Annotated in this window: 16 protein-coding genes and 1 pseudogene; 10 read left to right on the top strand and 7 right to left on the bottom strand. The window is 70.1% G+C overall.

The genetic code is table 11. The annotated features are described in order from the left end of the window. Positions 1–972 (bottom strand): formate-dependent phosphoribosylglycinamide formyltransferase (gene purT, locus JR065_RS03680; protein WP_206232206.1); only part of this gene is annotated, 972 nt, incomplete at its 3' end. 146 nt (positions 973–1,118) lie between these two features. On the opposite strand from purT, the gene JR065_RS03675 reads away from it, so the two are divergent. The 5 genes from JR065_RS03675 (at position 1,119) to JR065_RS03655 (ending at position 4,106) form a co-directional block, all read left to right on the top strand. Then, positions 1,119–2,003: an SPFH domain-containing protein gene (locus tag JR065_RS03675; protein WP_206232205.1), complete on the top strand. Its 885-nt coding sequence runs from the start codon at positions 1,119–1,121 to the stop codon at positions 2,001–2,003. A 43-nt stretch (positions 2,004–2,046) separates the two neighbouring features. Further along, positions 2,047–2,226: an Arc family DNA binding domain-containing protein gene (locus JR065_RS03670; protein ID WP_206232203.1), complete on the top strand. Its 180-nt coding sequence runs from the start codon at positions 2,047–2,049 to the stop codon at positions 2,224–2,226. Further along, positions 2,223–2,402, top strand: a complete 180-nt coding sequence (locus tag JR065_RS03665; RefSeq protein WP_206232202.1) for a DUF4177 domain-containing protein — start codon at positions 2,223–2,225, stop codon at positions 2,400–2,402. The genes JR065_RS03670 and JR065_RS03665 overlap by 4 nt, the downstream gene beginning before the upstream one ends. A gap of 176 nt (positions 2,403–2,578) precedes the next feature. Beyond that, positions 2,579–3,391: a M15 family metallopeptidase gene (locus JR065_RS03660; protein WP_206232200.1), complete on the top strand. Its 813-nt coding sequence runs from the start codon at positions 2,579–2,581 to the stop codon at positions 3,389–3,391. Between the two features lie 103 nt (positions 3,392–3,494). Then, entirely contained in the window at positions 3,495–4,106 is a 612-nt protein-coding gene (locus JR065_RS03655; protein WP_206232199.1) for a hypothetical protein, read from the top strand. Positions 4,107–4,145: 39 nt separating this feature from the next. On the opposite strand, the gene JR065_RS03650 is transcribed toward JR065_RS03655, so the two are convergent. The 6 genes and pseudogenes from JR065_RS03650 to JR065_RS03620 form a co-directional block, all read right to left on the bottom strand. Further along, the gene (locus JR065_RS03650; protein WP_206232197.1) at positions 4,146–4,820 is read right to left on the bottom strand and encodes a DNA-3-methyladenine glycosylase family protein; all 675 of its coding nucleotides are present in this window, start codon (positions 4,818–4,820) and stop codon (positions 4,146–4,148) included. Positions 4,821–4,824: 4 nt separating this feature from the next. Then, positions 4,825–5,196, bottom strand: a complete 372-nt coding sequence (locus tag JR065_RS03645) for a DUF423 domain-containing protein (protein WP_206232195.1) — start codon at positions 5,194–5,196, stop codon at positions 4,825–4,827. 98 nt (positions 5,197–5,294) lie between these two features. Then, positions 5,295–6,464, bottom strand: coding sequence for a polyketide cyclase (locus tag JR065_RS03640; protein ID WP_206232194.1), 1,170 nt, complete (start codon positions 6,462–6,464; stop codon positions 5,295–5,297). 614 nt (positions 6,465–7,078) lie between these two features. Next, positions 7,079–7,147, bottom strand: a pseudogene (locus JR065_RS21410) (DNA-binding response regulator); the annotation flags it as partial. Positions 7,148–7,231: 84 nt separating this feature from the next. After that, on the bottom strand, positions 7,232–7,873 hold the full coding sequence (locus JR065_RS03625; protein WP_206232189.1) for a response regulator: 642 nt from the start codon (positions 7,871–7,873) through the stop codon (positions 7,232–7,234). Continuing rightward, positions 7,873–9,066, bottom strand: coding sequence for a sensor histidine kinase (locus JR065_RS03620; protein WP_206232187.1), 1,194 nt, complete (start codon positions 9,064–9,066; stop codon positions 7,873–7,875). The genes JR065_RS03625 and JR065_RS03620 overlap by 1 nt, the downstream gene beginning before the upstream one ends. 137 nt (positions 9,067–9,203) lie before the next feature. On the opposite strand from JR065_RS03620, the gene JR065_RS03615 reads away from it, so the two are divergent. The 5 genes from JR065_RS03615 (at position 9,204) to JR065_RS03595 (ending at position 12,319) form a co-directional block, all read left to right on the top strand. Then, positions 9,204–9,803, top strand: a complete 600-nt coding sequence (locus JR065_RS03615) for a GNAT family N-acetyltransferase (RefSeq protein WP_206232186.1) — start codon at positions 9,204–9,206, stop codon at positions 9,801–9,803. Positions 9,804–9,805: 2 nt separating this feature from the next. Continuing rightward, positions 9,806–10,558 carry a septum site-determining protein MinC gene (gene minC / locus JR065_RS03610; protein WP_206232184.1) on the top strand — a complete coding sequence of 251 codons (753 nt, stop codon included), beginning with the start codon at positions 9,806–9,808 and terminating at the stop codon, positions 10,556–10,558. Positions 10,559–10,594: 36 nt separating this feature from the next. Further along, positions 10,595–11,404: a septum site-determining protein MinD gene (gene minD / locus JR065_RS03605; protein WP_206232182.1), complete on the top strand. Its 810-nt coding sequence runs from the start codon at positions 10,595–10,597 to the stop codon at positions 11,402–11,404. A 2-nt stretch (positions 11,405–11,406) separates the two neighbouring features. Beyond that, on the top strand, positions 11,407–11,664 hold the full coding sequence (gene minE, locus JR065_RS03600; protein WP_160964358.1) for a cell division topological specificity factor MinE: 258 nt from the start codon (positions 11,407–11,409) through the stop codon (positions 11,662–11,664). Positions 11,665–11,809: 145 nt separating this feature from the next. Next, positions 11,810–12,319: a hypothetical protein gene (locus tag JR065_RS03595; protein WP_241093349.1), complete on the top strand. Its 510-nt coding sequence runs from the start codon at positions 11,810–11,812 to the stop codon at positions 12,317–12,319. Positions 12,320–12,398 lie beyond the last annotated feature (79 nt).

Genomic DNA, 12,398 nt, shown 5'->3' with positions numbered 1-12,398 from the left:
CGACGCCGACGGCCCCTGCTGGCGGATCACCGGGATCGGCAGGCCGAGGATCGCGCGCGCATGCAGCGCGAACTGGCTCAGTTCCTGCGACACCAGCGTCACCAGCCCGGTGTCGTGCGGACGCGGCGACACCTCGCTGAACCACACTTCGTCGCCCTTGACGAACAGCTCCACGCCGAACACGCCCCAGCCGCCGAGATCGTCGGTGACCGCGTGGGCGATCTGTTGCGCGCGCGCCAGCGCAGCCGCCGACATCGGCTGCGGCTGCCAGCTCTCGCGGTAGTCGCCGTCCTGCTGCCAGTGCCCGATCGGAGCGCAGAACGAGGTGCCGCCGACATGGCGCACGGTCAGCAGGGTGATCTCGTAGTCGAAGTCGATGAAGCCTTCGACGATGCAGCGCCCGGCACCGGCGCGGCCGCCGGTCTGCGCGTATTCCCAGGCCGCGTCGATGTCCGCTTCGCCGCGCAGCGTGCTCTGGCCCTTGCCCGAGGACGACATCACCGGCTTGACCACGCACGGCAGGCCGATCGCCGCGATCGCCGCGCGGTAGTCCTCGTGCGTGTCGACGAAACGGTACGGCGAGGTCGGCAGGCCCAGGGTCTCGGCGGCCAGGCGGCGGATGCCTTCGCGGTCCATCGTCAGCCGCGCCGCGCGCGCGGTCGGGATCACCCGCTGGCCGTGCTCGCGCTCCAGCGCCACCAGCGTCTCGGTATGGATCGCCTCGATCTCCGGCACGATCAGGTGCGGCTGCTCGCGCGCGATCAGCTCGCGCAACGCCATCGCGTCGAGCATGTCCAGCACGTGCGAGCGGTGCGCCACCTGCATCGCCGGCGCATCGGCGTAGCGGTCGGCGGCGATCACTTCCACGCCGAAGCGCTGCAGCTCGATCGCCACTTCCTTGCCCAGTTCGCCCGAGCCCAGCAGCAGCACGCGGGTGGCGGAAGCGGACAGCGGGGTTCCCAGGGTGTTCATGGCGGCGATGCCTGCGCGGAAGAGGGGGGCCATTCTAACGGCCGGCACTCGCCACCACGCCCGCCGCCACGCGCTGCGGCCCGGCATCGCTTGCAACATGATATCAAAATGATATCTTCCACCCCACACACCCTGGGGCCACCGCCATGAAAGAACGCACTCTCCGCTCGCTGCCCGGCATCCCGTTCCTACTCGGCGTCCTGGTGCTGGCCGGGCTGGCGCTGTGGCTGTTCGTGATCGGCGTCATCAAGGACCCGCTCACCGGCGGGCCGACCTCGCTGCCGCTGGTGCTGCTGTCGCTGCTGGTCGGCGCCGTCTCCCTGGTCAGCCTGGTCGGCCTGTACACGGTGCAGCCGAACCAGGCCGCGGTGCTGAGCCTGTTCGGCAAGTACGTGGGCACGGTGAAGGACAACGGCCTGCGCTGGAACAACCCCTTCTACGCCAAGCGCAAGGTCAGCCAGCGCGTGCGCAACTTCGAAAGCGGCCGGCTCAAGGTCAACGAACTGGACGGCAGCCCGATCGAGATCGCCGCGGTGATCGTGTGGCAGGTGATCGATGCGTCCGAGGCGGTGTACAACGTCGACGACTACGAGAGCTTCGTGCACATCCAGTCCGAATCGGCGCTGCGCGCGATGGCCACCAGCTATCCGTACGACCAGCACGAGGACGGCCAGATCTCGCTGCGCAGCCACCCCGTGGAGATCAGTGAACAGCTCAAGCGCCACCTCGACGAACGCCTGACCCAGGCCGGCGTGGACGTGATCGAAGCGCGCATCAGCCACCTGGCCTACGCGCCGGAGATCGCCCAGGCGATGCTGCAGCGCCAGCAGGCCAATGCGGTGATCGCCGCGCGCACGCGCATCGTCGCCGGCGCGGTGGGCATGGTCGAGATGGCACTGGCCGAGCTGCAGAAGAACGGCGTGGTGCAGCTGGACGAAGAGCGCAAGGCGCACATGGTCAGCAACCTGCTGACCGTGCTGTGCTCCGACCGCGGTACCCAGCCGGTGGTCAACGCCGGTTCCCTGTACTGATACGCTCGCGCACCCACCCCGGCGCGCGGGCCGAAGGAAACCGATGTCCGAGAAGAAGGCCTATCCGCTGCGCATCAACGCCGACGTGCTGGCCGCGGCGCAGCGCTGGGCCGACGACGAACTGCGCAGTCTCAACGCGCAGATCGAATACGTTTTGCGCGACGCGCTGCGCAAGGCCGGCCGGCTGCCCAAGCCCGGCGACGCAAAGGAACCCAAGCCATGACCGCACCCTGGAACTACCTCACCGTCGAAGTGAAGCCCACCTTCCTCGGCGGCCTGAACACCGAACTGATCCAGGCCGAGCTGGACAAGCACGGCGCCCAGGGCTGGGAACTGGTCAACGTGGTCAGCGCCGCGCCGCTGCTGCCGACGCTACTGGTGTTCAAGAAAGGCGGCTGAGGCGGGCGACGCCGCGAATGGACCGGCATGCGCCAGGTTCGCTGACCATGCCTTCCCATCGCCATCGCTGCGCAGCTGGCGCAGCGGCGCGATGATCGAATGCGCCGCTGCCGCCCGCAACAAGGCGCGCCCGCGCGCGCTGGCTGGCGCCGGGCGCAGCGCTTAAGCTTTGCCGCATGCGCACCCCGCCCCGCTTCCTGCTCAACACCCCTGCGATCGAACTGTGGCCCGGCGGCCTGTCGCGCGCGCGCGGCAACGCCGACGCGCGGGCGCTGGCGCGCGCGCACTGGCTGCTGCGGCGCAAGCGCGATGGCCGCTATCTGGCCGCGTTGCTGCCCGAGGGGCTGCTGCCGCTGGTGCCGAGGCTGGCGCGCGAAACGGGCATCGGCCTGGCGCTGGACGCGCTGGATGGGTTCGACGCCGCGCATCGCCGCGGCGGCGGCGCGGACCCGGCGGCCTTGCCGCTGCAGGGCCTGCGCGAAAACCTGGCCCGGCTTGGCCTGGACGAGCGCTACGCGGCGCGCAGCGGGCTGGCGCTGATCGCCGAACCGGGCGTGCTGCGCTACGCCGGCCGCGACCGCTACCGGCGCGCGCTGTGGCTCAGCGACGGCGCAGCGCGCGCCTGGCACGCGCTGCGCCGCGCGGCGCAGGCCGACGGCATCGTGCTGGACGCGATCTCCGGCTATCGCAGCCACGACTACCAGCTGGGCATCTTCGAACGCAAGCTGGCGCGCGGCCTGAGCGTGGCGCAGATCCTCACCGTCAATGCCGCGCCGGGCTACAGCGAGCACCACAGCGGCGACGCGCTGGACATCGGCACGCCGGGCGAGCCGCCGGCCGAGGAGAGCTTCGAACGCACGCCGGCCTTCGCCTGGCTGCAGGCGCGCGCCGCCGGCTTCGGCTACCGGATGAGCTACCCGCGCAACAACCCGCACGGCATCGTCTACGAACCCTGGCATTGGCGCTGGCACGCGCAAGCGCCGGCATGAGGCCTCCGCGACCGAGGCTGTCGCCCGCGGCCCATCCCGAAGCCGCGGCACCGCTTCCGCAAGCGGCGGCGGGACCAGTGCCCGCCTGACCAAGGAAGGCGCGATGCCGTCCGCGGCAGACGCCGCGGCGCGCCTCAAGTTGGCGCGCCCGCAACCGATATCGCGGCGTCCCTTCCAGGAAATCGCGCTGATGGAACAGAACCCCTACTCGGCACCGGCGACCGGCTTGCAGGCAGCCCCCGCCGCGCCGCTGGGCAAGGCACCGGACGATGTGCTGCGCAGAATCAAGGTCGGCTGGATCGTGGCCGCACTGCAAGCGGCGATCATCCTGTTCGGCGGACTGGTCGCGCTCAAGAACGGCAACACCGTCGGCGGCTGGGCCAGCGCGGTCGAGGCCATGTTCATCGCGGCGCTGGCGTACGGCGTATGGCGCAAGCACCGGGTGGCGGCAAGCGCGCTGTTGGCCTACTACGTCCTCGCCCGGATCGCCTTGCTGTTCACCGGCCATCTCGATGGCGCGGTCCTAGGGGTGATCATGATCCTGGTGTACCTGAGCGCGGCGCGCGGCACCTTCCAGTACCACCGCTGGCTGCAACAGGAACGGCGCTTCCCGTCCTCGCAGCGCCCGCGGTTGAGCGACGATCCGCTGTTCCGGACGCCGTCTGCAGCGGCTGTCCGACCCACGCAGGACCAGACGGTGTCGCCGCCTCCCTGAGCGGCGACCGGCGTTCGCGGCGCCACGGCGCCACCCGCCCTACTCCTGCGAGCGCGGCGTCGGCGTCTTGGCCGCCACCGCGGCGTCGGCGATGCGCCACAGATAGAAGCTGGCGTAGGTCCGGTACGGGCCCCAGCGTTCGCCGCGCGCCAGCAATTCCTTCGGGGTCGGCGGCAGTTCCAGCTTGTCCACGCGCTGGGCGCCCTTGCGCACGCCCAGGTCGTCCACCGGCAGCAGGTCCGGCCGGCCCAGGCGGAACATCAGCATCATTTCCACGGTCCAGCGGCCGATGCCGCGGACCGGCACCAGCGCCTCGACGATCGCGTCCTGGTGCATCGCCGCCATCTGCCGCAGGCTGGGTATCTGCCCGGCCGCCTCGCGCCGCGCCAGATCGCGCAGCGCCAGCGCCTTGTTGCCGGACACGCCGCAGGCGCGCAGCCCGGCGTCGTCCACCCGCGCCAGCGTGTCGGCGTGCAGCCGGGCGCTGCCGATCGCCGCTTCGACGCGGCCGACGATGGTCGCCGCGGCCTTGCCGCTGAGCTGCTGGAACAGGATCGCCCGGGCCAGTGCGTCGACCGGGTCGAACGGCTTGCGCCAGCCCGGCTGCGGCGCGATCGGCCCGATCCTGCGCATCCATGCGCCGAGCTTGCGGTCGCGCCGGCTCAGGTGTTCGTAGGCGGCCTGGGTGTCGAAGCCGCGTGCATGCCAGGGCATCGCGCTAGCGCCTCAGCGCATCCAGCGCCCACAGCACCCAGCCGAGCATCAGCGTCACCCCGCCGACCGGGGCCAGCCGGGTCGGCCACTGCGCCAGGGCGTTGCCGGCCAGGCTGCCGGCGAACAGCAACGTGCCCAGCAGCAACAACGCCAGGCCGGTCCGGCCCAGCGCGCGCTCGCTGCTGCGGCCCAGCGCCGCCAGCGCCAGGCCGTGGCCGAAGGCGTACAGCGCGGCGGTCTGCAGATGCGATTGCGCCAGCGGCTCGGCGACGCCGTGCGAGGCGTACGCGGACAGCCCGATCGCGACGGCGGCCAGCATGCCGCCGGCACAGGCCAGCCACGACGGCTTGCGCGAACGGCGGTCGAAATTCAGCATGCGGATATCCCCCCTGCCCTGCCTTGGCAGGGCCCAAAACGAAAACGCGCCGCAAGATGCGGCGCGTTTCGTGGTCACTCAAGCCATAGGAGCGAAACTTACTTGATCGCCCAGTAGATGTCGTAGCTGCCTTCCGGCGTGAACGCATTGTCCACCCCGCCCTTCCACGACTCGAACGGACGGTCGGTCACGTCGTTGCCGCTGGTGGCGGCCCAGGCACGTACCGCGTTGCGTGCCGCGTCCAGACCCGCCATGTGGCCGGTGTAGGTCGCGAACGCCGAGCGGCGCGCTTCGGTACGCAGGTAGGTCACCGGCGCGCCCTGCGGGATGGTCAGCTTCATCGGCTCGCCGCTGGCGGCAACCGGGGTCGCGTCGACCGGTGCGGCAGGCGCCGCCGCGTCGTCCTTCTTCTCTTCCGGCTTGGCCGCCGCCGCGTCGGGCTTCGGCGCGCCACCGGCACGCTTGCGGACCGGCTGGGCGACGTCGAACGCGTACTTCTCGGCACCGAAGTCGGTGGTGACGATGCGCACCGGACCGGCAGGCTCCAAGCCGTTGGCGTCCATCACCCGCTTGATCCACTCCTGGTTGTCCTTGATGGACTTCTTGATGGCGTCGTTGTCGCGATCGATGTTGCCGGCGTTGACCACCAGCAGATCCTCGGCCGGCAGGTCGACGACCTTCAGGTCCTTCAGCGGGGTCTCCGCGGAGCGGTAGTCCACGTTCGGCACGGTGGCCAGCACGTTGGTCATCCGCGACAGGCCCAGCTTGATGTCGTCGCCGACGTGGCGGCTGACATACAGGCCGGCGTAGCGACCGAACAGGTCCCAACCGTACTTGACCGTGTAGTCCTGGGTGATCTTGACGTTGCGGCCGCTCTTGCCGGTGGGCTCGAGCTTGAACGAGGTGGTCTTGTCGTGGCCCTTGGTCTCGTCCTCGATCGCGATGACGACCTGCTTGTTCGGCTCGGAGGAGGTGATGGTCCAGCTTCCCTTGCCGATGTAGCCCTCGGACGAGGTGTAGTCCAGGCGGGCACCGACGCCCGCCTCGGGGCCGGAGAGCTTCAGTTGGATGCGCGGGTCGCGCAGCACCAGAGGGTTCCAGTCCTTGAACCGACGCAGGCTGTTAACCGTGTCATAGACGATGGTCATGCGCCGGTTGGTCTCGACGCTCTCGGACATGTGACGCTCCGAGGGCAACACCAGGCCAACAAGGACGAACAGGCCAGCCACGATCCCCAGCGCGATCAGGAATTCGATAATACGGGTCATTCAGGAGGTCTCCGGGGCCGATCCCACGGCCGGGTTGATGAAGCGAAGCGGCCATCCTAGCAGGCTTCGCGGCTCGTGGTCATGCAGATCGCGGCGCGGAATTCGGCACAGTGGCCAATTCCCCGCGAAGGCTCCGTGCACAGCGCCGCCGCGCTGAGCTGCGGGCGACCATACCATTGTCGCCGTGGCAGCGGCGGACAGGCCTGGAGTGGGGTCGCAGCGCTGCGGGCGGCCCCGCTTCGGCGACGCGTTTGCGCTTGCGCGCGGACCGTGCCGCCGGGCTGGGCGGCCAGACCAATGCATCCGCAGCAGTGTAGCGCCGGGCCATCGGCTCGGACCCTTTCCAGTGCTCGGCGGGCCTGCCGCTTCGTTCGTCGCGACTGAAGTCGCTCCCACAGGAGGGATCCGCGCCATCGGCTCGCGCGCCGGCGGGTGCCCGGCGCCGGGCCGGGCACCGGTCAGTCAATACCAGTGCAGCTCGAACGCCTTCAATACCGCCCTGGTGCGGTCGCGCACGCCCAGTTTCGACAGGGTGAGCTGGCGCCGCTTGCGAGCCACCGGCTCGCGCGCCCGCGAACGCCCGGCGCGCTGCGCCGGGCCGGGCATCCTGTCGGTCAGACCAACTGCAGCTCGAACGCCTTCAGCACCGCCCGGGTGCGGTCGCGCACGCCGAGCTTGGACAGGGTGAGCGGGCGCCGCTTGCGAGCCACCGGCTCGCGCGCCCGCGAACGCCCGGCGCGCTGCGCCGGGCCGGGCATCCTGTCCGGTCAGACCAACTGCAGCTCGAACGCCTTCAGCACCGCCCGGGTGCGGTCGCGCACGCCGAGCTTGGACAGGATGTTGGACACGTGGTTCTTGATCGTGCCCTCGGCCACGCCCAGCGAGTTGGCGATCTCCTTGTTGGAGAAGCCGCTGGCCATCAGCCGCAGGATCTCGGTCTCGCGGTCGGTCAGCGGATCGGGCCGGTCCAGGCTGACGAAGTCGTTGCGCATGTGCTCCAGGCCCGACAGCAGGCGCTGGGTCACCGCCGGCTGCACCAGCGAGCCGCCGGCGGCCACGGTGCGGATCGCCCCGACCAGCTGCTCCAGCGACACGTCCTTGAGCAGGTAGCCCTTGGCCCCGGCCTTGAGCCCGGCCAGCACCAGCTGGTCGTCGTCGAAGGTGGTCAGGATGATGGTCGGCGGCAGGGTGCCGTTGCGCGACAGCATCTGCAGCGCCTCCAGCCCGGACATCGCCGGCATGCGCATGTCCATCAGCACCACGTCCGGCCGCACCTGCGGAATCAGCTCCACCGCCTGGCGGCCGTCGCCGGCCTCGGCGATCACCTCGATGCCGCCGTCCAGCGCCAGCAGCGAGCGGATGCCCTGCCGCACCAGGGTTTGATCGTCGACCAGGCAAACACGAATCATCACAGCACTCCTTGTGGAACGGCGGGCGGCAGCAGCGCCGGCGCGCCGGGAACCGAGGCGCGCAGGCGGAAGCCCGCGCCTTGTGGCGCATCGATTTCGAGGCTGCCGCCGTACTGGCTCAGGCGCTCGCGCATGCCGCGCAGGCCGTTGCCGGGCGACAGCGCCTCGCAGCCGCGGCCGTCATCATGCGCCTCGATCACCACCAGCGGGCCGTCGCGGCGCACGCGGATCCACAGATTCCCGGCCTCGGCGTGGCGCACGGTGTTGGTGATGATCTCCTGGGTGCAGCGCAGCAATACGTGCGCGCGCTCCGGGTCTTCGACGGTCAGCGGCTCGTCCACGTCCAGGTGGATCTGCAGCGACGGCACCTGCTCGGTGAGCGGGCGCAGCGCCGCGGCCAGGTCGATCGCGCCGCTGTCGCGCAGCTGGCTGACCGCCTCGCGCACGTCGGTCAGCAGCAGCTTGGCCAGCGTATGCGCCTGGCGCACGTGCTCCTGCGCGCGGCCGTCGGTGATGTGCCCGGCCACTTCCAGGTTCAGGCTCAGCGCGGTCAGGTGGTGGCCGAGCAGGTCGTGCAGCTCGCGCGAGATGCGGGTGCGCTCGTTGACCCGTGCGCTCTCGGCCAGCAGCGCACGGGTGGCGCGCAGCTCGGCGTTGAGCTGGCGCTGCTCCTCGCGCGCCTGGGTCTGCTGCCGCGCGACCAGGCTGGTGACGAAGATGAACATCGAGAAGCCGCCGTACAGCAGCGACTGCATCAGCGCCTCGAACAGCGGGAAGCCCATGATCACGTAGTACACCGGCAGCACCGCCAGCTGGCTCAGCAGCAGCCAGGCCACGCCGGCGCGGACCGGCAGCAGCCACGGGATGACCCCCGCCGCCACCATCATCAGGATGCTGCCCAGCCCGGAACCGTTGAAATAGCTGACCGCCAGCGCGCAGATCGTCAGCACCAGCAGCAGCGCGCGCTCGTACCAGTGCGCGTGGCTGCCGCTGCTGAGCCGGCGGGTCAGCGAGAAGTAGCAGGCGCCGAAGCCGAAATACACCGCGAACAGCCACCAGGCCTCGGCATTGGCGCGCGCGCCGCTGCCTTCGACCGGCACGAACTGGATGTAGATCAGCGGCACGCAGACGATGGCCCAGGTGAACAGGCCGGCGAAGCGCAGGACGCGGGTGTGGCTTAGATATCCCAACATGCACGCATCTTAGGATGAACGGCGCGCATTGCACTCCCACGGAAGTCATGCCTGTGCGGCTCGCCGCCCCGTCCCCCGCGTGCGATAATCCCGCCGGCGGTCCGCATCTGGCCGCGCGCATGAGCAACGGAGTCCCAATGTCGATCGTCATCCGCGACGTGCGCGAGCACGAGCTCGATTCCGTCCTGGCCCTGAACAACAACGCCGGACTGGCGATCCTGCCGCTGGATCAAGCCAAGCTGCACCGCTTCTACGAGACCGCCGAGTACTTCCGCGTCGCCGAGCGCGACGGCAACCTGGCCGGTTTCCTGGTCGGCTTCGGCGACGACGGCGACCACGACAGCAGCAATTTCGCCTGGTTCCGCGAGCGCTACCCGAAATTCTTCTATATCGACCGCATCGTGGTGGCCAGCCGCCGCCGCGGCGGCGGCGTCGGCCGCGCCTTCTACGCCGACGTGCAGAGCTATGCCGAGCTGCGCTACCCGCAGCTGGCCTGCGAGGTTTTCCTCGACCACGGCGCCGACGCGGCGCTGCTGTTCCATGGCAGCTTCGGTTTCCGCGAAGTCGGCCAGAACACCATGAACGAAGTGGAGGTGCGCGCCAGCATGCTGTTGAAGGATCTGTGCAGTTACGCCTGGGTCCGCGAGACCTACGGCGACCAGCTCCCCGACCTGCCCTGGGTCGGCCATGCCCGCCGCCTGCAGCAGCTGCGCGCGCCGCGCCCGACGGGTACCTGAGCGTGTCGACGGTGAATCTGGACTACGAACAGGCCGGCGAACTGAAGATCGGCCAGGTCGGCATCGCCAACCTGCGCGTGCGCACCCTGGACGTGCCGCGGCTGACCCAGGAGATGCGCGAGCGCGTGCAGCGCGCGCCCAAGCTGTTCGGCCGCGCCGCGGTGATCATCGATTTCGGCGGGCTGGCGCAGGCGCCGGACACCGCCACCGCGCGCGCGCTGCTCGAAGGCCTGCGCGAGGCCGGCGTGCTGCCGGTGGCGCTGGCCTACGGCACCCGCGAGATCGAGGCGTTGTCCGAGCAGCTCGGCCTGCCGCTGCTGGCCAAGTTCCGCGCCCAGTACGAGCGCATCGACGGCGGCGCGCCGGCCGCCGCGCCGGCGCCGGTGTCGCCGCCCCCGCCGCCGCCCGCCCCGGCCGCGCGACCGCAGCCGGGCCGGCTGCAGAAGACCGCGGTGCGCTCGGGCCAGCAGCTGTACGCCGAGAACTGCGACCTGACCGTGGTCGCCACGGTCGGCGCCGGCGCCGAGGTGATCTCCGACGGCAGCATCCATATCTACGGTACCCTGCGCGGCCGCGCCCTGGCCGGCGCCCAGGGCAATACCGAGGCGCGGATCTTCTGCCGCGACTTCCACGCCGAACTGGTCGCCATTGCCGGCCACTACAAGGTGCTGGACGATATTCCCAAGGAACTGCGTGGCAAGGCCGTCCAGGTCTGGCTGGAGCAGGACCAGATCAAGATCGCCGCGCAAGAGTGACGCGGCCCTTCCACGAACGTATCAGGAGACATTCCTTTGGCTGAAATTATCGTAGTCACCTCCGGCAAGGGCGGCGTCGGCAAGACCACCACCAGCGCGAGCCTGGCCTGCGGGCTGGCGCGACGCGGCAAGAAGGTCGCCGTGATCGACTTCGACGTGGGCCTGCGCAACCTCGACCTGATCATGGGCTGCGAGCGCCGGGTGGTGTACGACTTCGTCAACGTGGTGCACAGCGAGGCCACGCTGAAGCAGGCGCTGATCAAGGACAAGCGCTTCGACAACCTGTTCGTGCTGGCCGCCTCGCAGACCCGCGACAAGGACGCGCTGACCCAGGAAGGCGTGGAGAAGGTGCTCAAGGACCTGGCCGCCGAAGGCTTCGACTACATCGTCTGCGATTCGCCGGCCGGCATCGAGAAGGGCGCGTTCCTGGCGATGTACTTCGCCGACCGCGCGGTGGTGGTGGTCAATCCGGAAGTGTCCTCGGTGCGCGACTCCGACCGCATCCTCGGCCTGCTCGACTCCAAGACCCAGAAGGCCGAGAACGGCAAGGACCTGCCGGCGTTCCTGCTGCTGACCCGCTACAGCCCCTCGCGCGTGGAAACCGGCGAGATGCTCAGCATCACCGACGTGGAGGAGGTGCTCGGGCTGAAGGCGATCGGCGTGATCCCCGAGTCCGGCGACGTGCTCAACGCCTCCAACAAGGGCGAGCCGGTGATCCTGGACGGCGAATCCCCGGCCGGCCAGGCCTACGACGACGCCGTGGGCCGCATCCTCGGCGAGGAACGCCCCATGCGCTTCATCTCCGTGGAGAAGAAGGGCTTCTTCAGCAAGTTGTTCGGAGGGTGAGCATGGGACTGTTCGACTTCCTCAAGACCAAGAAGAACACCGCCGAGACGGCGAAGAACCGCCTGCAGATCATCATCGCGCAGGAACGCAACCATCGCGGCGGCCCCGACTACCTGCCGCTGCTGCAGCGCGAGCTGCTGGAAGTGATCAAGAAGTACGTCAACATCGACGCCGACGCGGTGAAGGTGGACCTGGTCAAGGATGGCGAACACGACGTGCTCGACATCTCGGTGGCGCTGCCGGAAGGGCCCACGCCCTGACCCCGGCGGCGGCCGCTGCGCCAGGGCCGCCGACCTCGCCATCCAGCGACGGGCGCGTCCTGCGTCCTGCGGCGAACCCGCAGGCGCGCACGGCAGCGCGCCGCTCGCTTCGCCGTTGCGCCGCCCCTCGCCCATGCCCGAACCCATGCCCATCGCCGCCGCAACCGCCGACCTCGCCCCTGCTGCCGCGGACGCCGTGCTCACGCTGCGCGACATCGGCCTGGACGCGCCGCGCGCGCTGCTGGCCGCTTACGGGCTGGCGCTGCACCGGATCGCCGACGGCGCCGCGATCCCCGGCAGCTACTGGGGCGAACCGGAAGCCGGGGTGATCGCCAGCGACGTCTACGTGCGCGACGACACGCCGGTGCATTCGATGCTGCACGAGGCCTGCCACCTGATCGTGTTGCCGCCGGAACGGCGCGCGGCGGTGCACACCGACGCCACCGATTCGGTCGAGGAAGAGGACGCCACCTGCTACCTGCAGATCCTGCTCGCCGACGCGCTGCCCGGGGTCGGCAGCGCGCGGCTGATGGCGGACATGGACGCCTGGGGCTACAGCTACCGGCTGGGCTCCACCCGCGCATGGTTCGAGCAGGACGCCGAGGACGCGCGCGCCTGGCTGCAGCAGCGGGGGCTGTTGCCGGATCGGGGCTGATGATCGGCGGGCCCCTGCATCCACCGTGCACCGGCCAGCATCCCTGCGCTTGCTGCAGGAGCGGCTTCGGCTGCGAACG

The sequence above is a fragment of the Xanthomonas sp. genome (assembly GCF_017163755.1).
Taxonomy (GTDB): domain Bacteria; phylum Pseudomonadota; class Gammaproteobacteria; order Xanthomonadales; family Xanthomonadaceae; genus Xanthomonas_A.
The sequence above is the reverse complement of the archived record's forward strand: the minus strand, read 5'-3'. Positions and strand labels throughout refer to the sequence as shown.